At 68.4% G+C, this 26686-nt stretch carries 23 protein-coding genes; 19 read left to right on the top strand and 4 right to left on the bottom strand.

The annotated features are described in order from the left end of the window. Positions 1-165 precede the first annotated feature (165 nt). The 8 genes from glnA to L2K70_RS21770 all read left to right on the top strand — a co-directional run bounded on the left by glnA (position 166) and on the right by L2K70_RS21770 (position 9605). Positions 166-1587: a type I glutamate--ammonia ligase gene (gene glnA / locus L2K70_RS17030; RefSeq protein WP_236404097.1), complete on the top strand. Its 1422-nt coding sequence runs from the start codon at positions 166-168 to the stop codon at positions 1585-1587. A gap of 1734 nt (positions 1588-3321) precedes the next feature. Then, positions 3322-3741, top strand: coding sequence for an ANTAR domain-containing protein (locus L2K70_RS17025; protein ID WP_236404094.1), 420 nt, complete (start codon positions 3322-3324; stop codon positions 3739-3741). 244 nt (positions 3742-3985) lie between these two features. After that, positions 3986-4246, top strand: a complete 261-nt coding sequence (locus L2K70_RS17020; protein WP_236404092.1) for an ANTAR domain-containing protein — start codon at positions 3986-3988, stop codon at positions 4244-4246. Between the two features lie 293 nt (positions 4247-4539). Next, complete coding sequence (locus L2K70_RS17015; protein WP_236404089.1) at positions 4540-5298, top strand: GAF and ANTAR domain-containing protein; 759 nt, start codon at positions 4540-4542, stop codon at positions 5296-5298. A 238-nt stretch (positions 5299-5536) separates the two neighbouring features. Then, on the top strand, positions 5537-6067 hold the full coding sequence (locus L2K70_RS21870; protein ID WP_372477489.1) for a response regulator transcription factor: 531 nt from the start codon (positions 5537-5539) through the stop codon (positions 6065-6067). Between the two features lie 1869 nt (positions 6068-7936). Further along, the gene (locus L2K70_RS17010; RefSeq protein WP_236404087.1) at positions 7937-8152 is read left to right on the top strand and encodes a hypothetical protein; all 216 of its coding nucleotides are present in this window, start codon (positions 7937-7939) and stop codon (positions 8150-8152) included. 179 nt (positions 8153-8331) lie between these two features. Continuing rightward, the gene (locus L2K70_RS21330) at positions 8332-8466 is read left to right on the top strand and encodes a hypothetical protein (protein WP_268930751.1); all 135 of its coding nucleotides are present in this window, start codon (positions 8332-8334) and stop codon (positions 8464-8466) included. 17 nt (positions 8467-8483) lie between these two features. Beyond that, positions 8484-9605, top strand: coding sequence for a N(5)-(carboxyethyl)ornithine synthase (locus tag L2K70_RS21770; RefSeq protein WP_236404084.1), 1122 nt, complete (start codon positions 8484-8486; stop codon positions 9603-9605). A 322-nt stretch (positions 9606-9927) separates the two neighbouring features. Here L2K70_RS21770 and L2K70_RS17000 read toward each other — a convergent pair whose 3' ends face one another. Both L2K70_RS17000 and L2K70_RS16995 read right to left on the bottom strand, forming a co-directional pair. Further along, a complete protein-coding gene (locus tag L2K70_RS17000) occupies positions 9928-10176 on the bottom strand; it encodes a hypothetical protein (protein WP_236404081.1) in 249 nt (82 codons plus the stop codon). A 29-nt stretch (positions 10177-10205) separates the two neighbouring features. Then, the gene (locus L2K70_RS16995; protein WP_236404078.1) at positions 10206-10676 is read right to left on the bottom strand and encodes a DUF5994 family protein; all 471 of its coding nucleotides are present in this window, start codon (positions 10674-10676) and stop codon (positions 10206-10208) included. A gap of 1081 nt (positions 10677-11757) precedes the next feature. Here L2K70_RS16995 and L2K70_RS16990 point away from each other — a divergent pair. The 5 genes from L2K70_RS16990 to L2K70_RS16970 all read left to right on the top strand — a co-directional run bounded on the left by L2K70_RS16990 (position 11758) and on the right by L2K70_RS16970 (position 16644). After that, complete coding sequence (locus tag L2K70_RS16990; RefSeq protein ID WP_236404068.1) at positions 11758-13170, top strand: hypothetical protein; 1413 nt, start codon at positions 11758-11760, stop codon at positions 13168-13170. Positions 13171-13449: 279 nt separating this feature from the next. After that, positions 13450-13749, top strand: coding sequence for a helix-turn-helix domain-containing protein (locus L2K70_RS16985; protein ID WP_236404061.1), 300 nt, complete (start codon positions 13450-13452; stop codon positions 13747-13749). Next, positions 13746-14129 (top strand): hypothetical protein, encoded by a 384-nt coding sequence (locus L2K70_RS16980; protein WP_236404059.1) that lies wholly within the window; start codon positions 13746-13748, stop codon positions 14127-14129. Before L2K70_RS16985 ends, L2K70_RS16980 begins: the two co-directional genes overlap by 4 nt. Before the next feature lie 73 nt (positions 14130-14202). Next, positions 14203-15360 (top strand): site-specific integrase, encoded by a 1158-nt coding sequence (locus L2K70_RS16975; protein ID WP_236404046.1) that lies wholly within the window; start codon positions 14203-14205, stop codon positions 15358-15360. A gap of 492 nt (positions 15361-15852) precedes the next feature. Next, on the top strand, positions 15853-16644 hold the full coding sequence (locus L2K70_RS16970) for an ANTAR domain-containing protein (RefSeq protein ID WP_236404045.1): 792 nt from the start codon (positions 15853-15855) through the stop codon (positions 16642-16644). A gap of 79 nt (positions 16645-16723) precedes the next feature. Here L2K70_RS16970 and L2K70_RS16965 read toward each other — a convergent pair whose 3' ends face one another. Beyond that, positions 16724-17368: a helix-turn-helix transcriptional regulator gene (locus tag L2K70_RS16965; protein ID WP_236404021.1), complete on the bottom strand. Its 645-nt coding sequence runs from the start codon at positions 17366-17368 to the stop codon at positions 16724-16726. Between the two features lie 247 nt (positions 17369-17615). Between L2K70_RS16965 and L2K70_RS16960 the strand changes: the two genes are divergently transcribed. The 6 genes from L2K70_RS16960 to cydD all read left to right on the top strand — a co-directional run bounded on the left by L2K70_RS16960 (position 17616) and on the right by cydD (position 25884). Then, complete coding sequence (locus L2K70_RS16960; protein WP_236404697.1) at positions 17616-17861, top strand: hypothetical protein; 246 nt, start codon at positions 17616-17618, stop codon at positions 17859-17861. Between the two features lie 5 nt (positions 17862-17866). Continuing rightward, complete coding sequence (locus L2K70_RS16955) at positions 17867-19090, top strand: cupin domain-containing protein (RefSeq protein WP_236404012.1); 1224 nt, start codon at positions 17867-17869, stop codon at positions 19088-19090. Next, positions 19087-19983, top strand: coding sequence for a ferredoxin family protein (locus L2K70_RS16950; protein ID WP_236404010.1), 897 nt, complete (start codon positions 19087-19089; stop codon positions 19981-19983). Before L2K70_RS16955 ends, L2K70_RS16950 begins: the two co-directional genes overlap by 4 nt. A gap of 78 nt (positions 19984-20061) precedes the next feature. Further along, positions 20062-21504 carry a cytochrome ubiquinol oxidase subunit I gene (locus tag L2K70_RS16945; RefSeq protein ID WP_236403998.1) on the top strand — a complete coding sequence of 481 codons (1443 nt, stop codon included), beginning with the start codon at positions 20062-20064 and terminating at the stop codon, positions 21502-21504. Positions 21505-21526: 22 nt separating this feature from the next. After that, positions 21527-22546, top strand: a complete 1020-nt coding sequence (gene cydB, locus L2K70_RS16940; protein ID WP_236403995.1) for a cytochrome d ubiquinol oxidase subunit II — start codon at positions 21527-21529, stop codon at positions 22544-22546. Continuing rightward, positions 22543-25884 (top strand): thiol reductant ABC exporter subunit CydD, encoded by a 3342-nt coding sequence (gene cydD, locus L2K70_RS16935; protein WP_236403993.1) that lies wholly within the window; start codon positions 22543-22545, stop codon positions 25882-25884. Before cydB ends, cydD begins: the two co-directional genes overlap by 4 nt. On the opposite strand, the gene L2K70_RS16930 is transcribed toward cydD, so the two are convergent. Further along, a complete protein-coding gene (locus L2K70_RS16930) occupies positions 25811-26659 on the bottom strand; it encodes a YhjD/YihY/BrkB family envelope integrity protein (RefSeq protein WP_236403989.1) in 849 nt (282 codons plus the stop codon). The genes cydD and L2K70_RS16930 overlap by 74 nt on opposite strands. Positions 26660-26686: the final 27 nt, after the last annotated feature.

The following is a 26686-nucleotide window of genomic DNA, read 5'->3' as shown; positions in this document are numbered from 1 at the left end:
GCGCGCCGCGTCAGCCACTGCTCGGACGAGGCGTAACACGGCCGAAACAATCGGGATACGGTCTAGAAACTGCCCCCGGCTAGCGTGACGGCCACGGTGCAACGACGCCCCGTTCCGTAATGCTGCAATCTCGACGTGCGCTCGTCGCCGTCAAGGAGGAACCGAATGTTCAAGAACTCCGATGAGCTGCTCAAGTTCATCAAGGACGAGGGCGTCGAGATGGTCGACGTCCGCTTCTGCGACCTGCCCGGCGTGATGCAGCACTTCACCGTGCCCGTCTCGTCGTTCGACCAGAGCGTGTTCGACGACGGCCTCGGCTTCGACGGCTCCTCGATCCGCGGGTTCCAGGCGATCAACGAGTCGGACATGTCGCTCTTCCCGGACCCCACCACGGCGTACGTCGACCCGTTCCGCAAGTCCAAGACGCTCAACGTGAACTTCTTCATCCACGACCCGATCACCGGTGAGGCCTACAGCCGCGACCCGCGCAACATCGCCCGCAAGGCGCTGGCCTACCTCGACTCGACCGGCATCGCGGACACCGCTTACTTCGCCCCCGAGGCCGAGTTCTACATCTTCGACAACGTCCGCTACAGCACGGGCGTCAACGAGGGCTACTACCACATCGACTCCGTCGAGGGCTGGTGGAACTCGGGCAAGGACGACGGCGACAACAAGGGCTACAAGACCCGGCTCAAGGGCGGCTACTTCCCCGTCGAGCCCTACGACCACTACAGCGACCTGCGCGCCGACATGGTCCGGAACCTCGAGTCGTGCGGCCTCCAGGTCGAGCGCGCGCACCACGAGGTCGGCACCGCCGGTCAGGCGGAGATCAACTACCGCTTCGACACGCTGCTCAAGGCCGCGGACGACGTGATGAAGTTCAAGTACCTCATCAAGAACACCGCGTGGGAGCAGGGCAAGTCGGTCACCTTCATGCCGAAGCCCATCTTCGGCGACAACGGCTCGGGCATGCACGTGCACCAGTCGCTGTGGAAGGACGGCGAGCCGCTGTTCTTCGACGAGACCGGGTACGCCGGCCTGTCCGACACCGCGCGCTGGTACATCGGCGGCATCCTCAAGCACGCCCCGTCGCTGCTGGCGTTCACCAACCCGACGGTGAACTCCTACCACCGCCTGGTCCCGGGCTTCGAGGCGCCGATCTCGCTGGTCTACTCCTCGCGCAACCGCTCGGCGTCGGTCCGCATCCCGATCACGGGCGCGAACCCGAAGGCCAAGCGCGTCGAGACCCGCTTCCCCGACCCGTCGGCGAACCCCTACCTCGCCTTCGCGGCCCTCATGCTCGCCGGCCTCGACGGTGTCCAGAACAAGACGGAGCCCGCGGCGCCGATCGACAAGGACATCTACGAGCTGCCGCCGGACGAGATGGCCGACATCGACCAGGTGCCCACGAGCCTCGGCGCCGTGCTCGACGCGCTCGAGGAGGACCACGAGTACCTGACGGCCGGCGGTGTCTTCACCGACGACCTGATCGAGACGTGGGTCCACTTCAAGCGGACCCAGGAGATCGCCCCGGTCCAGCTGCGGCCGCACCCGCACGAGTTCGAGCTCTACTACGACATCTAGTTTCAGCCATTCGAGGCGGTCCGGAGGGTCGCGCAACGACCGAAGAAAACCGCTTCTGACCTGCGACAACGCCGCCGAACGACCTTCTGGTCGTTCGGCGGCGCTTCTCGTGAATTCTGGATGGCGTGTTACTCAGTCGTTACACGCTTGAACGCTCAATCATTCTCGACACTCTCGGCCAACGCGCACCCCGGCACCTGGCCGACCCCCGTTCGGCCGTGAATCCGGAGTTAGGCCTTGGTGTCGAGCGAGTCGACAACCAGACACGGCGTTTGGCGCGTGCGAGAGTGCGTTGGTGAGCCAGCTGGCTAGCGAACCCCAGCTTGCCGTACGAGCTCTTCGGCCGTGTGAAGGCCATCCGTCCCAGGACAAGCATCCTCACTGCGGCATGAGCAGATGTTCACCGTGGCGGCTGACTGCCTCGTGGGCCGATGCGCCACTCTCCGTCATCGGTCCGCAGCACTAGAACCGAACGCCGCCTGAAGAGACCACGTTTGCGCTGGACTCTCCCAGCCGTCGCTGCGTACTCCACGACGGCCCGACCGAGTCTGGTGAGGGCGGCACGCACGTCGTCCTCGTCGGTGGTCGTCAGGATGAACGCGCTGCGCCGAGGTTTCCCCTCGAACCGCGCTTCTGCTACTCCGGACTCGTCAGCAGATCGCCCGCGCCGCTCTCGCCGGTCAGCCGAATAGAGCCGACCAATGATGTTCTGGAGTCAGCCACTCGACTCGGGCGGCAGTCCCAACAACTTCTGCAAGGACCTCCGCCATCAGACCCCTGTCACGCTGCTGAAGAGTCATGCGCGGAGCATGGCACTCGCGGGGACAGGTGCCCGCTCATCGGCACGAGCGAACGGTGCGGTCGCGGCATGTCCGGATGCCGCAATGGGAGTGTTGGGCATGCTCATGCTCAGGTACCTGTACGGCCGGTTTCCCCGGCGTGCGAACCGAGCGGTGCGTCGAGCCAGGCGTGCTCTAGTCGGGTTGGAGTCGGATGGGCTAAAATCGAAAGTGTCTTCCACTAGGGCGGTGGCAATCGACCCAAGCAACCTCGTTGTGTGGCTGCTTCTGAGCGGGAAGTCAGACGACGAGATACCTGAAGGGTTCCAAGTGACACCCCATCTCAAGCTGGAACTCCGCCCGAGGGCATCGACTTCGAATGGCTGCTCCACCTTCGCAAGCTGATTGTCCATGGATTTGAGCGTGTGTCCTGGCTTGACCCAAAAGCCGTGGAAGTGATGGCCGAGTCAGAGCATCGAGTCCAAACCCAGGGCGGCTGGAACTACTTTCGGTAGTGCGCTCATCGGCAGATCCGGTCGTTCGTGTGATGCGTCCGTGACGGGCTGGTCCGCACAGACGAAGTCGAGGGCCTGCCCGCCGGCGGTTCTTCAGCCAGCTAGCTGAGACTCGCCCGAAGGTCGGCTACAGCACCGAGGGCTGGGGTCCCGTCACAGCCTAGCCACTGTCCACGAGGTCTGTCTGCGAAGTGCTCCCCGGTCTAGGCACATAAGAACGTCGCGCAGACTGCGCACGGTGACGGTACCGATCGGGGAAGCACGCTCCGCTTTCTGCTTGGCAAACGTTTTCAATGTGCATTAGTCGGCGCTGCGTTGGGAACATGACGCCCAGCCGAACGAATCCCGCTGGACCGCATTGATCGGTGATAGCTGGCGGCCTCATTGATGCTGTGCTGGCTCAGCAACCTTGTCGCTTTTAATCTGCGAAAGTGCCTGACATGTCTGACCTCAAACGCCAGATTGACGAGCTGGCAGCGGCATTGGCGTCAAGTAGAGCTGATATCGCTGATTTGACCGAACGCGCTGACGTGTCGCACGCGCGACCGGATGCTGCGGAGACCCGCGCGGACGCAATGGAGCACAGGGTCGACGGCATCGAGGTGCGCGCAGACGTCGATCGTGAGATCGTCGCGGAGCTCCAGGCGGACGGCGGGCTGGCTCGCGAGAACGTCGAACAACTCCAGACCGCCCTGATGTCATCGCGGGTGGTGGGTACCGCGCTCGGCATCCTGATGACCAGCCGGAACGTCAGCCAGGTCGAAGCGCTGACGGTGCTCAAGGATGCAAGGCAGCGGACCAACACCAAGTTGCGCGACCTGGCGGCGACGATCGTGGCTGGCGCCGAGGCGGTCCGATAGGGCCGTACACCGGTCTTCTGTCCCTGGAAGACGCCCGGCACCGGGTCCTGGAGTGGTCGTCCGCATGGGCGGTGGACGCGCCCACCCGGGGAGGCGCGGGCCAGGGAGCAGCGTCAGTGCCGGGGGGGTAAGCACCGGCCAAGTCGTCGAGACGTGACCGCCTGCGATGAATTCCGTTGCTACATACACCGTCCAGCTCCAGACCCGGGCCCCTCGGACGAACACGTGAGAGGTTCGCGCCCGAATGCACGACGGTAATGGCGACCGTTCGTCGCTGTCTCAACAGGTCCGCGAGTTGCGGTCGCAGGTGGAGGAACTTGAGCGCGAGCTCGAGAGCCGAATGGTCATCGGACAGGCCGAGGGCATTCTGATGGAGCGTCTCGGCATCGACTCAAGGCAGGCCATCGACCGCATCCGACTGGCGTCGTATGAGCTAGGGCGAAAGCTCGACGTCGCGACTGAGATCGTGGTGACCCGTGAGGTGCCCGATGTCTCGTGGCCGTGACGCCGGGACGCCGGTGCATCGCCGCGTGGTGACTTCGCCATTCGGCTGGCGGCGTCCGGTGAGTACTACGTAACGTCTCTGCGTGAGTACGTCGCCTGTCCCGCGCGGCTCGGCAGACGTGCTGGCGGATGTCGCGCGCCACCTCGATGAGCGCCTCGCGGACGTGCAGGAGACGTCGGCCTAGGACGCGGTGTGACCGCCCGGCCTGAGCCGCGTCGCGCACGAGGGCCCATGTCGCATGTTGCTGATGGACCAGGCGATTCGGAACGGCGCCGGCGTGCAATGCTGCGCACATGACGGGGGACGACTCTGCGGAGTGGATCGCGACCGCAGCGCGACACCTGCAGGAGTCGCAGGACGACGTCGAGGCGACGCTTCAGAGTGCGGTCCACGTGACGCAGGTCGCGATCGAGGGTTGTGACGCGGCGGGGCTGTCGATGGTGAAGAGCGGCAAGGTCGTGAAGACGCTCGCCGCTACCGACGACATGGTCCGTGCGGTCGACGACCTGCAGTACGAGCTCGAGGAGGGCCCCTGCCTCGACGCGATGTGGCGCCACGTCGTGGTCCGTAGCCGCGACCTCGGTCGGGACGAGCGTTGGCCCACCTGGGGGCCGCGGGTCGTCGAGGAGACCGACGCGCGCAGCATGCTGTCGTTCCGGCTGTTCACCAACTCCAACCGCCTGGGCGCCCTCAACCTCTACTCGACGTCGCCCGACGCGTTCGACGATCTCGCGCTCGCCGAGGGGGTGGCGATCGCCGCGCAGGTGTCGATGGCGGTGGCGGCCGCGCAGAAGCTGGACATCATGTCGCAGGGGCTGGTGAGCAGGACCGTGATCGGGCAGGCGACGGGCATCCTGATGGAGCGTTACGACCTTGATCCGGTGCGTGCGTTCAGCGTGCTGTCGCGCATGTCGAACGAGGGCAACATCAAGATCCGAGTGCTGTCGGCGCAGATCGTCGAGCACCGTGCCGAGAGCCGCGAGGGTGGTCTGCAGCGGCCCGAGGACCCGCCATCTCGAGTCCTCGGGCCTAGGCCGACGGGGCAGTCATGACTGCAACGAGGACGTGACAACACGGTACCCCGATCCCGACACGGCAACGCCGGACGCCGCCGGTCAGGACTGTGACCTGTCACGCCTCGGGCCCGCCAGACTGGTGGCGAACCGGAGGCGTGATGGGAACTCGGTTGGCTGAACGAGCTGATGAGGAACGTCAGCGCGTCGGTCCCTGCAGCGACGCCGCACCCCATGGCGCGCTGGTTTTGTCACAGTAGCGACCTCTCCTGCCACGGTGGTGCTGGCCTCGGAACTACCGGATGCACGAGAGTTCGAGGTCTGCGCAAGTCTTCGGGCCCAGGGTCATTCGGGCGGGATCATCCTTCTCGCCGCGCATGAGACCGAGCTGGATCGTGTAGCCGGGCTCGACGCGGGAGCTGACGACTACGTCGTCCAACATGTCACTTCTGCCGAGCTCCACGCACGCATACGCGCAGTGATGCGACGCCTGGACCGGGCCGCCAGCACGGGAACGGGTGTCAGCCCGTGGGGCCTACGACTCGACGGAGCACGGCGTCGCATTCAAAGTGACGGGTATGAGACCCCCTTGAGCCCGTTGGAGTTCGAAGTCCTCGGGGTGTTGCTGCGCCACCGCGGGGATGTAGTGCCGCGTTCCGTGCTGGTGAAGCAAGTGTGGAGAAGGGATCCGACCTGCTCGACCAAGAACCTCGACATGGTGATTGGTCGGCTTCGCCGGAAAATGAAAGACGCTCGAGTCCCCGAGCAGATCACAAACGAACGCGGTGTCGGGTTTCGCCTACGGTAAGCGCGAGCGGCGCTGTCACCCACCACCATTGACGGCTTCGCGCGCGGTGAAGCGGCGAGATTCCAGGAGTGCGACCTTTTTCGATTGATCTTCGGCACGTCGCTCTACGGCGGCGGCCGGTCCCGACTGGTCAAGCACCACAGCCTGCACGGGCGTGGGCACACAACTTGAAGCAGCTGCTGGCACCCTCAGGCCGTGCGGGGAGAGATCCCCGGACACGCGGTCGGTTGAGTGTGACGACGGGGCTGCAGGCACCCAGTAAGCGTCAAAGGGGAGCTGGGCACCAGGATCGACCCTGACCCTCGCCACCACCTCGTGCGGAGCACGGACATCGGCAGATCCGGATGTAGCAAGCGCCCCCGAGACGGCCCTGGTGGGTCTGGCCCTCGGCCTCGTCGCGCACGCGATCGGGTTGCCGGCCGTCGCATCGTTGCGGGCCGTGCCCTTGTTGGCTGATCGCTTTCTGGGCGTATCGGTGGATTGGGCTCCATTCGGTACCGGCTTACCCGAGCGGCTGGCGTTCTGTGGGTCCGGGCGCGCTACGCCCCCACTGCAAGCGGGCGGAATGACGCGAGGTCGCGGCTGCCTACCCCGCGAGCGCTGTCTATCCCTCACGAAACACTTGCGACCGCCGTTCCCGAGATGCGATCAAGGAGAGATCCACTGGTCGAACCCCACACGAAGACGCAACTGCAAGCTGCTGCTTGGGTCCCCAACGACGATCCTCAACAGCCCTTGGGAAGATGCTGCCGAGCTAGCAGCCGCGCAGCTCCGGGGTGGTCAGGAGCGGGATCACCGCCCTGCGCCTCGAGGCTCTTCGTCGCGCAGTAGCACTACGCAGGTGCCACCCCCGACAGACGCGGAGCCGGGGGTGGCCGGTCCGAACCTATCCCCCGTTTACGGCGTAAGTGACATCCCCGCGGCCCGCGTCTTGAACCGCGGGGACGTCAGCACGGATGTGCCCGCTGCCAGTGCGTCGAATGCGGTGCACCCGCGCATTGCGCTGAAAATCGCAAAATGCTGCGCATCACAAAGCTTCGGTGGGGAACGTTTGGGATATGTCTGCGAAGGCAATGCACGTGTCCGACGCCGGCGCAATCGTCGCGCGAACGCCAATTGTTCTTGCTGACGCCGGCGATTGCTCGCGCCGCGGCAAAGATGATCCACTACCCCACCGGTGATCTCGCCCTCGGCACAGGGACCACGTCCCCACGCACCCCGCTGCTTGCTGCCACCGCGGTCTCTTTCGCTCTCATGGTCGGCCTGACGCCCGCACTCATCAAGCGATCACGCCGCGACCGGCTTCGCTAATTGCATCGCATGTCGCCCTGCCCGTAGCGGGGGTCACACCTTGCTCCGGAACGTCGAATTCGGTCGATGGTTGTCTTTGCTCGGCACACGCGTCCGCCTGTGCAATCTCATACTCAGCACGTCCTAGCAATCAGGGTCAGTTGGCGTCTATCTCACGTTCGGTGAGGGCGGATTGAGGGCACCGCTGCTGCTGAAGGCGTCGAACGACGGGTGCGTTCGGCGAGCGGACCTGTGACTCGTCGTCGGTGAAGGTCGCGTCGGTGCGGCGGTTCACGAGTCGTGAAGGCCCTCGGGGGACCGCTCGCCGTCGGGTCGCTTGGTGATCAAGCTGGACGTGCGTGGGGACGGCGGCCGGAGTCCAGCCGCGACTTGTTCCCGCCTGGCTGTGAGGCGTTCCGTTTCGGCGCCTAGGTTTGCCGTCGTTTCTGCTTGCTCACCCTCCGTGCAGGGCTACTGTTGAATCGTTCGCCGGTCTGGTGCCTCCCGCACCAGCCGAACCGACAGGCCGGAGTCATCGTGCGCATCCCGCCTGAATGTCCTGTGCCCAATCGGAGGCACTTGCCGGACCTCGTCCAGTCCATCGAGCTAGCACGTCTTAAGCTCGACACGGCGCGTCACGCGGGAGCCCATCCGCTGATCCAGCAACCCCTGCGTCGCGCATTGCTCACCGCGCTCGAGGACTACGCAACTGCCCTCGACCGTCTCGGCTCACCTGTGCCCTACGGAATGCGCATCGAGATGCAGCTCTACCAGAACCTCGGCCGCCGGGCTTGACGTCCGAGTCTGACCCGCGCCGCGTGGATCGCACCCGTGCTTGATCACGTTGTTCGTCAACGGCGGATACGAAGCACCGCCGGACTGCATCCGCGAAGTTCGCGCCGGATAGGGCGAACGCAACCGGGCGCGTAGGGTGGCACCACGGAGCCACCCAGGCTTCCGACCGAAGGGCCCCGATGAGCGACAAGTCGCCGCGGCAGAGCATGTCCAAGAAGTCCGGCAAGTCCATCAAGGAGAAGCGCGCCGACAAGCACGCCAAGGCGGCCGGGAGAAGCGACGCACCCGACCCCGACGCGTCGAAGAAGCGGTGAGCCACCTCAGTCTTGGCGTGATCGGGACCTCCGGCAAGGAAAACGAGTACCGGCTCCCGTTGCACCCGGAGCACCTGTCCCGGCTGTCTCCCGAGACCGCGGCGCGGACCACGCTCGAGCACGGGTATGCCGCGCACTTCGGGATCACCGATCGCGAGCTGGCGCCGCACGTGGCCGCCTTCGCCTCGCGCGAGGAGATCTTGTCCAGCTCTGACGTCGTGGTGCTGCCAAAGCCTCAGCACGCCGACCTCGCCGCCATGCACGCCGGCCAGGTGCTGTGGGGCTGGCCCCACTGCGTCCAGGACCCGGAGATGACCCAGGTGGCCATCGACCGCAGCCTCACCCTCATCGCATTCGAGGCGATGAACCACTGGAGCGCCGACGGCCACGTCGGCCTCCACGTCTTTCACAAGAACAACGAGCTCGCCGGCTACTGCTCGGTGCTGCAGGCAATGGAACTCATCGGGGTCACCGGTGGCTACGGACGGCGGCTACGCGCGGTCGTGATCGGCTTCGGCGCCACGGCACGCGGCGCGGTGACGGCGCTCAACGCACATGGCGTCGGGGACGTCACCGTCCTGACGACACGTGGCATCGCTGCCGTCGGGTCACCGATCCATTCGGTGCAGATCCGCCAGTTCGACCACGACCCTCAAGAGACCGGCGTGAGCCACGTCATCACCGACCGCGGTCGCGAGCCATTGGCCGCGTTCCTCGCAAATCACGACATCGTCGTGAACTGCACCTTCCAGGACACCTCCGCACCGTTGACCTACCTGCAGACCTCGGACCTCGACGGCTTCCGGGCCCGAAGCCTGATCGTCGACGTGTCGTGCGACAAGGGCATGGGCTTCTCGTGGGCGGTGCCGACGACGTTCGAGGACCCGATGTTCACCGTCGGAGGACGCGTCTACTACTACGCGGTCGATCACAGCCCGTCCTACCTGTGGAACTCGGCGACCTGGGAGAACAGTGAAGCGCTCCTGCCGTTCGTCGACGCCGTGCTGGGCGGCCCGCCCGCGTGGGACGCGAACCCCACGATCAACAGAGCTATCGAGATCCGAGACGGTCGCATCGTCAGTCAAGCCATCCTCGAGTTCCAAGGACGGTCGCAGGTACACCCCCACGACGTCGGGTGACTTCTGGGGCTCTCGCGAGGTCCTCGAGCAGACAGACACATCACGTGACGCCGCCTGCCGGCACGTCACCGCCGGGAACAGGGCGCATCGCGCCAGACCTGGACTAGGGTCTCTCGCCGAGCTTCCGAGGACCATGGTTGCTCACACAGGATGCGCTGCTGCACACGCGACTCTCCTCATACCCCGCCTCGGCCTCGCTCTGCCCGAGACCGCGGGGCATCTTCCGCACTCGCAGAGTGACGTGACAACCACAGATCCGGCATCGCTCATCGCTCATCGGGGGACACCGCTCACGCCATCCCAGACCGGTCAAGCACGACGTCTACCGGTACTGACCCGCAGAGGTCTGCGGCGCGTCGTTCTGCCTCGCTCCCACGACGGCGGCGGCCGCGACATGCTGCCAGGCAACGACCACGTGGGTGGGCTCGCCTGTGCTCGGGTCCATCACCCGTAGATGGCTCGTCTCGTTGCGTCCCACCCGGTCGATCTCCGCCCTCGCGACGGCAATGGCGTCCTCGGCCACCTCCCACCGTTGCGTCCACCCGGTGCCGTACAACATCACGTATGCCACGCTTGAGCCCTCCGCAGCGCTATCGCCGTTCACGAGATCTCGTCGGTCCGGCGCTCACCATCGGCAGCGCCGGTCGATGTCGCATCGACGCCATAGGCGCCGCGCAGGAGCTCCTCGCCTTCCGCGGGGGTGATGGCACTGGGGATTACGTGCAGTTTCAGTCGCCGCCCGCCCCCCACGGTGACGATCATCAGATGGGTGTCGTCGTGTGGGAAGGACCCGACCTTCACTCGGCCCCGCGCCGCGACGATGCTTCGGACACCACCACCTTCGGCCGTCGCCGACGCGTCCCAGTCGGGTCGGGAGAAGAGCAGACGCTCGACGCGGCCGGCGGAACCGGGGAAGTGATCGACCAGGTCGGCGGCCTCCGTCTGCAGGTCGCGCGACTGCGGCCACCACACCCCCGCAAGCTCGCCGGGCGCCGCGTCCTCGACGAGACGGAGCCGCACAGGCGTCCGGCCGAACGACGAAAGATGAGTCAGGTCAGGTGACGTCGCCATGACGTCCGCCCTTCATGTCCTGCCCTGGAGGCTCGACGAGCCGGGCGTGGCAGGTTGATTGCCTCCACCCTACCTCGTGATCTGTGCGACTACGTCCGAACACCTGTCGCGCGCTTCCACGGCTTCAACTCCCGCACGACACCTGCTCCGCGGGTGACGGTCCGCCCATCGGTAGCTCGCGCGTCCAGCGACAAACCAGCGCCTGTAGCGCATGTCAAAGAAGGAGCTTGCAGCTCCACATGCTGGCAGCACAGTTCGGCGGCCCGCGCCGCAAGCACGGGCAGGAGGGGTGCGGCCCGAGGACCCGCCATCATGAGTCCTCGGGCCTAGACCGCTTGGCACTCATGATTGCCAGGGGGACCTACCCATCAGGTACCCAGCCATCCACGCGTCCACCGGGTCGGGCACCAGCAAACGCTCGACGAAATGCTGACCACCGAGGGGCACGGCGACCTCGACAACCTCACGAAACGACTTGCAGGGAGCTCATCGCACGCTGCCATGGCGGGGCCACCCGGACCGCTACAGAGTCGGAGCTGTCGCCCTCGCTTGCAAAGCGCACGTCGGCTTTGAAACTGGGCGCGCCGAGTCTCGCACTATCTCGACCGATCTCCTAAGGGCCCTTCTTCGTCGTGATCTGAGTCTTGTTACCTGCGCCCCCTTCAGAAGGAACTCTCTATCGCTTCGCGCCTTCATTCGCACCTCTCACCAAGTACCTCGCACCCCATGCATTCACGGACCATGGTTTCGTCCGCACGAAATGTGACGCTCCCGTGGGAGACCGCGCGCATCACGCCTCGGTGAGCCGTCTCAACGTGCCCGGACCAGTCGGGCACGATGTACACATTGCGGGACCAGGTAGCGCAAGTGCCATTGGGTTTGACCAACGTTGGCGCCGGCTTGACCCCGTGCGCTACCGGGGGACTCGAGTGATGGATCTGCGTCAATGAAGTGGACTGTGAGCCGAACTATCGGAAAAACGAGGCTGAAGCGCCAGGACGGTGGTGTCCTTGACGCCGCCGATGCTCGTCAAGTCGTTCGCGAGGCCGAACGTCAGACTCACGCCGCATACGAAGAGGGCGTGGGCGAAGTCGAGCTAGAGCGAATCGCAGAGTCCGACGCAGCATTGCGGGACCTGCGGATGCGAGGAGGCGACGAGGATCCAAACGCCGAGCTGATGGCGTGGGTACACGCGCAGTTGCTCCTGATTAGATTCAAGAACACGCTTGACCCTGTGGATGGACGCGAGTCGGTCCAGCTGTTCCGGATGTGCTCAGGCGGTTGGATCGCCGAACAGTTCCGGCTGTACGAGGTGGCTCGCGCCCACTATGAAGTCGGCAAACGCCTTCAGGACATCGCCATGATTGAGACAGCAGCTGCTTCGTACGTTGCGTCCGCAGAGCATGCCAATCGGTTCAGCCGTTTCTCCCGACGCACAGGCAAGAACGCGACCGAGGCCCGTGAGGTTGCACGCGCCCTACGCGCGCGTCGAGTCGTGCCAGCTGGGACAGCTGTCACACCGGTGACGTTGGCGGTGCCAATGATCACGTTGTCCCTAGAGAATGACTGCGTTCACATGAGCAGGCGCTGGCGCAGCGACGAACCAAACCACTTCGACACCTCCATCGCAGGTCGGGCGTGCCTGATTCGCTTCATCGTCAGCGATGAATCTCATCTTGACCGGCTGTTCTCCCCGCCGCCAGATGTAGAGCACCGCGGTCGCGGCGCGTTTGGTCCCATGCAATTCGCGGTCGCGATACGCGGCCAGCAGTCCAACGTCGCGGTTCTCGAGTTCGCGTTCCCCGATGACGGCGAAGGGGCCAAAGCCTTCTTCGAAGAGAACTTCGAGGCGGTGCAGGGCTGGGGCGCCCGCTTCTCAAAGTGGTTCGACGTTGTGTACCCACAAGGGCCGCTGCATGGCGTCACCAACGTCACGCGCAACTTGCAAGTCCAGGTAGGCGCGGGACGTGGAATGCGGTCCGTCAGGGTGCTCGCCCCAGACGCCAAGAGTCACGTCTTGCTCAACTCAGTCGATCTCGATCGTTGCGATCGAGTGCACCTGCAACAGGTGATCGACGAGTTAGCCCACTTAGACATACCCATAGCACTGGACTTCATCCGGCGAGCGCGGGCGACCATGTCTGCCGGTGATCTCTTACGCGCCCTCATGGAGTGTGGAACTGCAGCCGAAGCAGCCCTCGCCGCTCAGTACGACTATCTCGCAACCAGTTCGCATGGACCGCGATGGACTCTTGGTCGATTGATCATCGAGGCAGAGAAGATCCCGGGTGCGCTTCCGCCGGGGGTTCCCCGGGCAGTCTTTAGTGCGGACCTCGTGCAGGTGCGAAACCGGGCTATCCATTCAGGACATACTGATGAGGACCAAGCCGAAGGCGCACTGGAACTGGCTGAACTGATCGTTGAGCACGTCTACGCTCTCGATCTCGAGGACGTAGCCGCACTGCGCGACGCAGTCCGCCAGCTTCACCCATAGAGGATCCGCAACCGAGCTGATCTCTCGCCCCCCCGCGCGAGCGCAAGCGACTATTCGACGCAAGCTGAGCCGTCTCAGGTGCCGCACGCGATTCCTGTCGGAGCCGACGGCAGATCGAATTTAGCGGCCGTTGCATCAACCAACATGTCGTTGCGTCGCTGAACTCGCACGCTCTCCTTCGTGTCGACTTTGTCCGATCACGCCTGACTCGCCCTGCTCTTCCTTATCTACGACCCAGGACCGCGCCCGGCGCCGACGCACGACCAAGGAGAACTTGCCATGCAGCACGACACCGATCGATCAGCGCAGCCGATGCTGTGGGATGACCCGCCACCAACGAAGGCGGACAAGCCTCGCAAGGTGACACGGAATGGAGCGCGGACGAGTCGCGGGATGGTTGACGCCAGCGAGCTCTGGACGATCGACGAGGTCGCCGCGTATCTCGGCGTCCCGAAGCAGACCGTCTACTGCTGGCGCACAAGTGGCTACGGCCCAGCCGGCTTCCGGGTCGGTAAGCATCTTCGCTGGCGGGCTTCCACCGTCATCGCTTGGACGCTCGAGCTCGAGCGGCAACGGTGATCCAGTCTGACCACAACGAGCAGAGCGAGGTACGGCGCTCGTGTCCGAGGTGCGGCACCGCCATCATCGAAGTCATCCCGCGGCTGCCTGGACGCCCGAAGCGATGGTGCTCGACGAAGTGCCGACGGGCAGCTTCCGAAGAGCGGCGAGCCGCAGCGGCCGGAGCGATTGCGATTGAGTACCGCTCGCTCGACGTTCCGCTCGAGGACCACGTGAAGGCGGTGCTGACGTCGCCCGCTGCGTGCCGCCGCATCGTCCGCGACCTGCGCGAGAGGCACGATGCTGGCGACCTCGATGATGCGCGCTGGAGTCCCGTGGCCGAGGAGCTTCAGCGCACCCGTCGCCACATTCATCCCACGCTTCGGTGGGGCGCGCACTGATCAACAGGTAGGCGAGCAGCCAGTGGCCGCATGTCCGTCCTGGCGGCTAGCGTCATTGCTCTCGGAGGTTCCCATGGCCAGCATCACCACGAAGCGCGGCTCCGACGGCAGCCCTCGCTACGTCGTCAACTACCGCGATCCCGAAGACCGCCAGCGACGCAAGTCGTTCAACAGGAAGGCGGACGCCGAGGCGTTCCGCAGCACCGTCGAGGCCGACAAGCTCCGCGGGACCTACCTTGACGTCGACGCCGGACGGGTCACCTTCCGTGACTACGCCACCCAGTGGTTGGCGGGCAGGACGTTCGACCGGACGACGTACGAAGCGACCGAGCTCCGGCTCCGGGTGCACGTGCTCCCGGTGATGGGCCACCTGCAGCTGCGGCAGATCAAGCCGTCGACCATCCAAGGGCTGCTGCGGACGTTGGATCTGTCCGACACCTACCGCCGCGTCATCCTGGCCAACGTTTCGGCGATCTTCGGCGCCGCGGTCGACGACGATCTGATCGCCAAGAACCCGTGCAAGGCCGGATCGGTGACAAGACCCTCCGTGGTGCGGCGCAGGGTCGTGCCCTGGCCAGCCGAGCAGGTCAGTGCCATGCACGACGCGCTACCTGCGCGATACCGGCTCGCTGTCACCCTGGGGTCCGGCCTCGGACTTCGGCAGGGCGAGATCTTCGGCCTCTCACCCACCGACTTCAACTTCCTCGCCGGAACCGTCGAGGTGCAACGCCAGGTGCGCATCCTTGCCGGCAACAAGCTGGTCTTCGCCCCACCGAAGGGCCGCAAGACGAGAACGGTCCCCCTGCCCTCGAGCGTCGCGGCCGAGGTCAACGCTCACCTGGCGAAGTTCCCGCCGGTGCAGGTGAGCCTGGCATGGCTGACGCCGGAGAACGACGAACACGTCGAGGTCTCTCTTGTGCTCACCACGCGCGAGCGCAGCGCACTGAATCGCAACTACTTCAACAGCACGCTCTGGCGATCGGCTCAGAAGCGAGCGCGTGTGGCGCCTACGCGCGACAACGGGTGCCACGCCCTGCGGCACTGGTACGCCTCGGTCCTCCTCGACGCAGGTGAGTCGATCAGGGCTGTCTCGGAGTACCTCGGCCACAGCGATCCCGGCTTCACCCTGCGCACGTACACCCACCTGATGCCCAGCAGCGCCGAGCGCACCCGCGGCGCCGTCGATGCCGCCTTCGCCGCGGCACGAGACAGCACGAGCAGCACCGCCTAACGACCACGGCGGGCCAGAGAGTCGATGGCGTGTTACACGGTCGTTACACGACGGACCGAATGCGACACGTTTCCGCAGGTCAGAGGCTTATGTCCATCTGTACTACGACATCTGAGCCCTCGGGGGACCTCTGACCCGCGGCGGAGCGATCACCGCAGCCTCCCGAGTCCGCACATGGCCCGAGAGAGTCCGCACGTGCCAGCACGGGCCGTCATCGCAGCGTCGATGGCGGCCCGTGTGCCGTCCGAGTCGGCCCGGAGGGTCGGATCACCATCTCCCCGTCGACTACGCGGCCGAGCCGAAGGGGCAGCGTGCGGCGTAGGTTGGACAAAGGATCACCGATGAGTCCGGACTCCTCGTTGTTCCAGGCCCCACCGTCGAGAAGCGTGCGGTGGGGCCGTCCCATGCACGGGGCGTGCAGGCGGGCGACCGGCTGCCCGTGCCCGCGGTCTGGACGGCGGTCGGAGCCGATGAGGCATAGGGTTGCGTCCCGTGTCGTCGAAGCTCGAGGAACTCGGACACCACGAGTTCTTCGCGACCGCGCTCAGCCCGATGGCCCTGCTCGATGCCGACGGCGTCTTCCGAGCAGTCAACGCGGCCTACCTCGATGCGACGGGCTCCACCAGGAGCGAGCTTCTGTCCAGGCAGATCTTCGAGGCCTTCCCCGACAACCCGCAGACGCCGGAGGCCCGGTCCGTCGAGCGGCTGAGGGCCTCTCTCGAGCGCGTGCTTCGCGCTCGACGTCCCGATCACATGGGGTTCCAGCGCTACGACGTACCAAACCGTGCAACTCCCGGGGAGTTCGTCACCAAGACGTGGATGCCGGTCAACAGTCCCGTTCGTGACGACGGCGCCATGATCGGAGTGCTGCACCGCGTCGACGACGTCACCCGGTTGAGCCGACCCCGTGCCGAACGTCGCGCGGATGCCGGTGGGACGAGCACTGGCGACTCCACGGCAGGGAACGAGATCGTCGCGCCGCGCTCCGAGCTGGAGGTCGTCCTGGCAGAGGCAGCTCAGCTGGCTCGGGAGAACCGGCAGCTGCAAGCGGCTCTCGAGTCCCGCTCGCACATCGACGCTGCCAAGGGCATGGTGATGCTCGAGCTCGGCTGCGACGCCGACACGGCCTTCGCCTTCCTCTCGCGGATCTCGCAGGTCACGAACGTCCGCGTCGCCGACGTGGCCACGGCCATGGCACACCACGCGAGCCAGGGACGGGACGCGGTGCGACAGGTACTGGAGCTGGCACAGGCGACCGCCGACCCGCCGGACGCTGACATCTGAGCCGAGCGCCGAGCCGGCATCGGCGGGTGAGCCGTCACCCCGTGGTCGAGGGCGTCCCTGACCAAGTGGGGGCCGTCCGTCACTCGGTGATCGCCTCAGTCTGCGCGGCGGCAGGCAGCTCGTGCGTGAGCACCCAGAGCACCGCCTGGCTTCGGCTCGACGCCCCCACCTTCGCGTAGGCGGACTTGATGTAGGACTTCACCGAGTTGACGGTCACCCCCATCTGCCTCGCGATGTCCGCGTTGCTGACGCCGGTGGCGATCCGTGCCAGGACCTCCTCCTCGCGCGTGGTCAGCACCGCTCTCGGGTCGGCAGCGATGCTGTCAACCACAGGGCGCGACCGCGAGCCTGCTGCCACGACGAACTGCCCCTCGTGGATGCTGCGCAGCGCATCTGCGAGCTCTGCGGTCCGCAGGCTCTTGCTCAAGCACCCGTGGATGCGACCCCAGCCAGTGCTCTCCATCGCTGCCGCTTCGATGCTCCAGGTGTAGATCGCCACCCGCCGGATGCGAGGGTCGTTCAGTGCCCGCCGCAGGTGCGTGGCGCCCGCGCCGACGCCCTGCACCTCCACCAGGGCGATGTCGACGCCTCCGGGAGGCTGTGTCCTCAGGGTCACGAGCTCGAACTGGTCCGGGAGGGACGCGAGCATCGCGGCGACGCCGCGCACCACGAGCTCGTCGGCGCCTGGGAGCGCGACTCGGATCGTGACGGGGGTGCCGACCATGGCAGGGGCTCCTTCGACCTCAGGAAGACCGTTGCGCCCCGTGCTCGTGACTCCGACGCTGCCAGCAGCGTCACGGCGATGATAACGGCACCGGCACGGCCGGGCGAAGGGCCGCGGCGGGACGGTGACGCCACGTCCCTCCGGGGGTTGGCCAGCGCTCGCGGGGTGGCTATACACGAGAGAGACGGCGTCGACCGGCGGCGTGTGAGCGGGCCAGAGTGCCCCGGAAGTGCAGGAGGAGGACGACATGAGTCAGTCCGAGAACGAAGGGCCCGCCGACGGCGGAGCCGAGGGGACCCCGGGCGTGCAGGACGGCGGCGCGGACGGCGGTGCCGATTCCGGGGCCCAGGGCCCCGCTGACGGTGGAGCCGAGGGTACGCCCGGCGTGCAGGACGGAGGTGCCGACGGCGGCGCCGAAGGTCCGGCGGACGGCGGCGCCGACGGCACCCCCGGCGTGCAGGACGGTGGCGCGGACGGCGGAGCCGACAGCTGAGCTCGATGGACCACCAACCTGATGACGGCAGGCCCGGGAGCTCCGGGCCTGCCGTCGGCGCGCACGCCGCGCTGTCCCGCCTCGTCGGTGACGTCGACGACTTCGCGGCGTCCACGTGGGCACGCGGGCCGCTCCTCCGCCCGTCCGCGGACCCGGGCGGCTTCGACGACCTCCTGACGGCCGGTGCGGTCGACGAGCTGCTCAGCGAACGCGGTCTGCGCACCCCTTTCCTCCGGGTCGCCAAGGCAGGGTCCACCCACCCCACGAACGCCTTCACCTCACCCGGCGGCGTGGGTGCCGGGATCGCCGACCAGGTCAGCGACGACAAGCTCACGGCGCTCTTCGCCGGCGGGTCGACCATCGTGCTCCAGGCCCTCCACCGTGTCTGGCCGCCGATCATCGAGTTCTGCCAGCAGCTGGCCGCCGACCTCGGGCACCCGGTCCAGGCCAACGCCTACGTCACGCCCCCGCAGAACCAGGGCTTCGACGACCACTACGACGTGCACGACGTCTTCGTCCTGCAGATCGCCGGACGCAAGAGGTGGTCCATCCACGCGCCGGTCCTGCCGTCGCCGCTGCGCGACCAGCCGTGGACCGACCACCGCGACGACGTGCGTCGCGCAGCCGAGGCCGAGCCCGTCATCGACGCCGTCCTCGAACCGGGCGACACGCTCTACCTCCCCCGCGGCTACCTCCACTCCGCGACCGCGCTGGGCGGCGTCACCATCCACCTGACCCTCGGTGTGCACAGCTGGACCCGGTACGCCGTGGCCGAGGAGCTCGCCGCTCTCGCCCTCCGCCGCCTCGCCGACCGCGAGGAGGCACGTGCGTCGCTGCCGCTGGGCACCGGTCTCGCACCGGACGACATCGATGCCGACCTGGTCGCCAAGCTGCTGCGCGACGCGTTGGACAGCCTCGACCCGGGCGAGGTGGCCGGGAGCCTGCGTGCTCGCAGGCGTGGCACCCAACGCGCCGCGCCCATCGGTCCCCTGGCCCAGCACGACTTTGCCGCATCGCTGTCCGACGAGACGGTCGTCCGCCTGCGGGAGCACGTCGACGCGACCCTCGTCGACGCCACGATCACCTCGCGCGTCGCGAGCATCGCGGTCGAGCACGCGCCCGCGGATGCCGTACGTCGTCTCCTGGCCGGCGAGCCGGTGGTGGTGGCTGACCTCGGGCAGGACGTCGCCCGACGGATGATCGAGGCGGGCCTGGTCGTCCGCGGATGACCCTGCGCTGCTCCGACGACGCGTCATCGCGGCACGACCCGCCGCTCGGCACCGCTCCCCCGCAGCACGACTGGCTCCTCGTCGAGCACCCCGGGCCGTGGCCGGTGACCGCCCCCTTCGGTGCCGACCTGCCCACCTCGCTGCTGCGCGAGCTCGGGCACCCCGAGCTGCGCACCCTCCTCGTGCGTCGACACGGCCGCGACGGCGCGGCGCACCGGGCGACAGGAGCGCGGCGGTGGTTCCGGTCCCGCTCGGGCACCGTGCGCACCGGGCTCTGGGACGAGCCCGCCGACCTGCTCGCCAGCCTCGGCGACGACGGAGGCGAGCCGCACCCGGACCCGCTCGTGCTGGTGTGCACGCACGGGGTGCACGACGCCTGCTGCGCGATCAAGGGCCGGCCCGTCGCCGCGGCGCTCGCGCTCCGCTGGCCGGACGCGGTCTGGGAGTGCAGCCACCTCGGCGGTGACCGCTTCGCGCCCAACGTCCTGTTGTTCCCCGACCTCGCCTGCTACGGCGGGATGCCGGCCGAGGTGGCCGTGCCCACCGTGGAGGCGCACCTGTCCGGACGTGTCCGGACCCGCTGGCTCCGCGGTGTCGCAGGACTGCATCCCGCCGAGCAGGTCGCTCTCGGCACGGTCCTCGATCGATGGGGACCGGCACCGCTCAGCTCGGCCACAGCGCACCTCACCGGCCAGGACGGCACCTTCGACGCAGGACGATGGACCGTCGAGGTGCGCGGCACGGAGCCGCTCCCCACGACCACGCGTGTCGTCGTCGACAGCAGTCGCAGGGACGAGGCCCTCCTCACCTGCCGCTCCACCCGCCCGACGCGGGCGCTGCAGTGGGACGTCGTCTCGGTGACCCCCCGGGACCAAGGTCCCGACCAGTCGTGACCTACGGCGGTGCTGCGGTCGTCTCCGCGTTCCTAGCGTGAGAGCCGACCCCGACCACGTCCGTCAGGAGAGCAAGCCGTGGACCCGCTCGACATCGCCCGGTGGCAGTTCGCCATCACCACCGTCTACCACTTCATGTTCGTCCCCATCAGCATCGGACTGTCGGCGATCGTCGCGGGGTACGAGACCGCCTGGCTGCGGACCGGTCACGAGAAGTGGCTCCGCCTGACGAAGTTCTTCGGCAAGCTGTTCCTGATCAACTTCGCGATCGGTGTGGTCACCGGGATCGTGCAGGAGTTCCAGTTCGGGATGAACTGGAGCGACTACTCGCGCTTCGTCGGCGACGTGTTCGGCGCGCCGCTCGCCGTCGAGGGACTCCTCGCCTTCTTCCTCGAGTCCACCTTCCTCGGCCTGTGGATCTTCGGCTGGGACCGGCTCCCGGCCAAGGTCCACGCCGCCTGCATCTGGCTGGTGCACGTCGGGACGCTGTTCTCGGCCTACTTCATCCTGGCCGCCAACTCGTTCATGCAGCACCCCGTGGGCTACGCCTACAACCCGACGACCGGCCGCGCCGAGATGGACGACTTCGCGGCCGTGCTGTTCAACAAGGTGCAGCTGGTGACCTTCCCGCACGTCGTGCTGTCGGCGTACATGACCGGCGCGGCCTTCGTCGTCGCCGTCGCGTTCTGGCACCTGGTGCGCCGCTCGACGCCCGAGCAGGACGTGTCGATGTACCGCAGGGCCGTGCGCACCGGAGCAGCCATCGTGATGGCCGCGGGGATCGGCGTGGCCGTGTCGGGCGACGTGCAGGGCAAGATCATGACCGAGGTGCAGCCGATGAAGATGGCTGCCGCCGAGGCGCTGTACGACACCGAGGCCCCCGCCGACTTCTCCCTCTTCACCCTCGGCAGCCTGGACGGGACCGAGGAGAAGTTCTCGATCAAGGTGCCGGGCCTGCTGTCGTTCCTCGCCACCGGCACGCCCGACGGGGAGGTGGCCGGCATCAACGACCTGCGCGCCACCTACCAGGAGACCTACGGCCAGGACCCGGGCGCGACCTACTACTCCCCCGGCAGCTACACCCCCGTCGTCCCGATCACCTACTGGACGTTCCGCATCATGATCGGCCTCGGCCTGGCCGCCGCAGCCGTCGCTGCGTGGATCCTCGTGGCCACCCGGTCGGACCGGATGCCCCGCGGCAGGGCGCTGATGTGGGCGGTGACGGCGTTGCCGTTCCTGCCGTTGCTGGCCAACTCGTCCGGCTGGATCTTCACCGAGATGGGTCGCCAGCCGTGGAGCGTCTTCGGCCTGATGACCACGGCGCAGGCGGTCTCGTCCGGCGTGAGCGCCGGCGAGGTGCTGACGTCGCTGATCGTGTTCACCCTCCTCTACGGCGTGCTCGCCGTGGTCGAGGTGCGGCTCCTCCTCGACTACATCCGCACGGGCGCCGAGCCGGTCGAGCCGACGTCCTCCACCGACCCCGACGGGGCAGCGGACAAGCCGCTGGCCTTCGCCTACTGACCCGCGACCGAGGACACCCACCATGGAACTGACCACCGTCTGGTTCGGCCTGATCACCGTGCTGTGGATCGGCTACTTCTGCCTCGAGGGCTTCGACTTCGGCGTCGGGATGCTGCTCCCGGTCCTGGCCGAGGACGACACCGAGCGCCGCGTGCTCATCAACACCATCGGCCCCGTCTGGGACGGCAACGAGGTCTGGGTCCTCGTCGCCGGCGGCGCCACCTTCGCCGCCTTCCCGGAGTGGTACGCGACGCTGTTCAGCGGGTTCTACATGCCCCTGCTGCTGATCCTCGTCGCCCTGATCGTCCGCGGCCTCGCGTTCGAGTACCGCGCGAAACGCGATGACGACGCGTGGCGTCGCAACTGGGACATCTCGATCTTCGTCGGGTCCCTGGTCCCGTCCCTGCTGTGGGGGGTGGCCTTCGCCAACATCCTCCGCGGGGTGCCGATCGACAGCGACCTGGAGTACGTCGGCGGGTTCTTCGACCTCCTCAGCCCCTACGCGCTGCTCGGTGGACTCATGACGCTGCTCCTCTTCCTGACCCACGGCGCCATGTTCATCGCCCTCAAGACCGACGGCCCCGTCCGGCACCGCGCCGGCCGGCTCGCCGTACGCGTCGGGGCGGGCGCCGCCGTCGCCGCGGTCCTCTTCCTCGGATGGACGCAGCTCGAGACCGGCTCGGCGGCATCGGCCGTCGCCTTCGCGCTGGCCGCCGCCTCCCTCCTCGCCGGTCTCCACGCCGCGCTGCAGCGACGCGAGGGGTGGGCCTTCGTCGGCACCTTCGCCGCGATCGCCCTCGGCGTCGCCGGACTGTTCCTCGCGCTCTTCCCGGACGTGATGCCGACGAGCCTCGCGGGTGGCGCGTCCCTGACGACGTCCAACGCCTCGGCCACCCACTACACCCTCACGATCATGACCGTCGTCGCGGCGATCTTCACCCCCGTGGTGCTGGCCTACCAGGCGTGGACCTACTGGGTGTTCCGGAAGCGGATCGCCGTGCACCACATCCCCCAGGCGACGGCCGTCACGAGCAGGGCATGAGGCCCTCCGACCCGTGGCTCCGCCACCAGCTGCGGCCCGCCCGCCGCCAGCTGGTGGCGGTCGTCGGCCTCGGCATGGTGTCGTGCGCCCTCGTCGTGGGCCATGCGTGGGCGGTCACCGACCTCGTCCTGGCGGTCCTGCACGGTGCGCCGCTGGGCACGCCCGCGCTCGTCCTCGTGGCCGTGCTGGCCGGTCGCGGCGTGACCGACTGGTGCAGCGGCAGGGCCGCCGCGCGCGCGGCCACCGTCGTGGGTACCTCGCTGCGCCGACAGCTCGTCGCCGCCGCGATCGAGCGCGACCTGCCGGGGCCCAGCGGCGCCCTGTCCGTGCTCACGACCCGGGGCGTCGCGGCCGCCGAGCCTTACCTCACCCGCTACCTGCCTGCGCTCGTGCTGGCGTGCCTGCTGCCGGCTCTCACCGTCGTGGTGATCGCCACCCAGGACCTGCTGAGCGCCGGCATCGTGCTGGCCACCCTCCCGCTCGTGCCGGTCTTCGGGGCGCTCGTCGGGCTCGCCACCCGCGACCGCGCACGCGAGCAGTGGCGCGAGATGACGGCGTTGTCCGGTCACTTCCTCGATGTCGTGCGCGGGCTGCCGACCCTCGTCGCCCACCGTCGGGCGACCGCGCAGGTGGGCCGCGTCGCCGCCATCTCCGACCGCTACCGGATCGCCTCGCTGCGCACGCTCCGCATCGCCTTCGCCTCCTCGCTCGTCCTCGAGCTGGTCGCCACCCTCTCCGTGGCGCTCGTCGCCGTGACCACGGGCGTCCGGCTGGCCGGCGGCACCGTCAGCCTGCACACCGCTCTCGTCGTCCTCCTGCTCGCGCCCGAGGCCTACTGGCCGCTGCGGCGGGTGGGCGCGGAGTTCCACGCCGCCGCGGAGGGTGTGGCGACCTTCGAGGCCGCACGCGACGTGCTACAGGCCCCGGCGTCCGAGGCGCGCACCGGCGGGGCCGACGGGCCGGCATCGTCCGGCGCCTCGCTCGTCCTCGCCGACCTGACCCTGGTCCACGCGGGCCGGACGATACCCGCCGTCGAGAGCCTGACCGCGGTGGTCCCGGCGCGCGGGGTGACCGTGGTGACCGGCCCGAGCGGGAGCGGGAAGTCGACGCTGCTCGAGGCCCTCGCCGGGCTCCTCCCGCCGTCGCGGGGTAGCGCGTCGGTGGACGGCGTACCGATCGACGGTGGGTGGTGGCAACGACAGGTCGCGTGGCTGCCACAGCGCCCGCACTTCGTCGCGGGAAGCATCGCCGACAACGTGAGGCTGGGGCGCCCCGACGCGAACGTCGAGCAGGTGTGGGACGCTCTCCGGGTCGTCGCACTGGAGCAGCGGATCCGGGCCCTCCCGGGCGGCCTGGACGCTCCCCTCGGCGAGGACGGCACCACCCTGTCCGCGGGCGAGCGTGCCCGGCTCGCGCTGGCGCGCGTCGTCCTGGCGGACCGGCCGTGGATGCTCCTCGACGAGCCCACCGCCCACCTCGACCCGCTCACCGAACGCGTGGTCACGGACACGATCCTCGAGCTCGGTCGGCGCGGGGCCGTGGTCGTCGTGACCCACCGCGCCGCCCTCGTCGGGGCGGCGGCGCACCGGGTGGAGCTGCCCGGTCGACCGGCCGAGGCACCCTCCGTCGTACCACGAGCCAGACCGTCGACCGTCGCGGCCGTTGACCTCCCGGGCCGTCCCGCGTCGCTCCCCCGCGCCCGCTTCGCGACGAGCACCGTCCTGTCCGCGCTCGCGTCGCTCTCCGGCGTCGCGCTCACCGCGACCGCGGGCTGGCTGATCGTCCAGGCGTCCACGCGTCCGGCCGTGCTGACCATGCTCGTCGCGATCGTCGGGGTCAGGACGTTCGGCCTGGCGCGGCCCGTGCTGCGCTACGCCGAGCGGCTGCGGGCGCACGACGCAGCGCTGAGGATGCTCGCCCGGCGTCGGGTGGAGGTCTACGAGACGCTCGTGCCGCTGACCCCGGGTGGGCTCGGGCGACGCCGGGGCGACCTGCTGACCTCGATCGTCGAGGACGTCGACGCCGTCGTCGACCGCGAGCTGAGGGTCAGGCTGCCGTGGCGCAGCTTCGTGGTGGTCGCCGCAGTGACCGCCCTCGTCGCGCTGACGGTGGCTCCCGCAGCCGCCGCGGTCATCGCAGCGGCCGGAGTGCTGGGCGGCCTCGGAGCCTGGTCCGCGGGCCGCCTCGGGGCGACCCGCTCGGAGCGACGGGCCGTGGCGCTGCGCGCCGAGCTCGCGACGCTGGTGGTGCAGGACGTCCAGCTCGGCCGCGAGCTGCGCACGTGGCAGCGGGGAGCGGCCGCTGCCGCGGAGGTCGCCCGTCTGAGCGATCGGCTCGGCGCGGCCGGCACGACGGCGGCGGCATGGACAGGGGCCGGACGCGCCTGGGTGCTGGCGACAGCGGGTGGGGCGATGGCGCTCATGGCGCACCTGCTCGCTCCGGAGGTCGCGTCCGGCGAGCTCGGTGGCCCCGTGATGGCCCTGCTGGTGCTCGTCCCGCTGGCGATGGCGGAGGTGGCGGGCCCGCTCGCCGAGGCCGGTGCGCTGTCGGTGCGCGCGCACGCCGCCTCGGAGAGGCTCGAGGCGCTGGAGCGAGCGACGCCGGCGGTCCACGACTCGTCCGGCGTCGTGCCGTCCGGCGGCCACCGACTGGTCGTCGACGCGGCGACAGGCCGCTGGGCCGCGGACGGGCGGTCGTCCGCGGAGTGCTCGCTGGAGCTGGCGCCGGGCGCGCGGGTGGCCGTGGTCGGTCCCTCCGGGTCGGGCAAGAGCACGCTCGCGGCGTTGCTCATCCGCTTCCTCGACCCGGTGGGCGGGACCATCGTCCACGGCGACCGCAGGCTCGAGGACCTGGCGCTCGACGACGTACGACGTCTCACCGGCCTCGTGGACGACGACCCGCACGTCTTCGCCACCACCCTCGCAGAGAACGTGCGCCTGGCTCGACCGGAGGCCACCGACGCCGAGGTCGCGGACGCACTCGACCGGGCCCGGCTGGCCACCTGGTCGACCTCGCTGCCGGACGGACTGGCGACCTGGCTGGGAGACGGACACAGCGGGCTCTCCGGCGGGGAGCGGGCGCGGCTGGGCGTGGCCCGGTCCATCCTCGCCCGGCAACCGGTCCTCGTCCTCGACGAGCCGGCCAGCCACCTCGACCACGCGACGGCCACCGAGCTCGCCACCGAGCTGCTCACCGGTCCTCGGGACCGGTCGGTCCTGTGGATCACCCACGACGCGGTCGGCCTGGACCTCGTCGACGCGACGGTCACCCTCGACGGTCGGGCGGGTGCGCTGCGAGCCCACTCCTCGAGCGGCGCTTCGCGAGCACGCTCCCGATGACGGCGCTGGCGACGATGCTGGCTGCGACGACGATGAGCCAGGACACGAGCGCGAGCGCGACACCGATGCTGCCGTAGCTCTCCGCGTTGCGCGCGATGAGGCGAGGCAGGCGAAGCGCGGTGCCCCAGCCGACGACGAGCTGGACGACCGCGCTGGCGGCCGCTCCGGGAAGCAGCAGCCGCAACGACTCACGACGGGCGAGGAACAGGTGGGTGGCCAGTGCCCAGCCACCGACGACCACGAGGAGCTGCGCGACGATCCCCGCGACCCGGGGCAGGGCGTGAGCACCGACGAGGTTGCCGAACCACGAGACACCGAACAGGACCACGAGCAGGACCAGCAGTCCGAGCGCGCGGCAGGCGTTGGCGCCCGGGGCTCGTCGCGGCAGCTCCCCCGCCGCGCAGAACGTGCGTTGCAGGGACCGGGCGAAGCTGTTCGTGGTGAAGAGCAGCACGACCACGCTCACGAGCGTCACGCCACCCGTCGCGCCCGGCGGGCGGTCGAACAGGACGCGCACCGACTCCTCCGCGCTCCCGTCGAGGCCGAACCGGTTGACGAGGTAGCTGCCGACGCCGCTGGACCCGTCCGCGCCGCTGATGGTCGCGACCACTATCAGGATCGGGATGACGGCGATGAACGCCTGCCCGGCCAGCATCAGGGTGCGGTCGCGTCCCTCGATCCGGAGGAACACCAGCACGAGCTGCAGGGGGACGGTGTGCTCGTAGCGGTCGTGGAGGCGGTGCGCGAGCGAGCGCGCTCGCGCGACGAGCGTCATGTGCTGCGGCGGTGGGGGTGCGTCGCC

This window comes from Nocardioides potassii (assembly GCF_021648885.1).
Taxonomy (GTDB): Bacteria; Actinomycetota; Actinomycetes; order Propionibacteriales; family Nocardioidaceae; genus Nocardioides; species Nocardioides potassii.
This window is presented reverse-complemented; position numbering and strand designations above follow the sequence as displayed.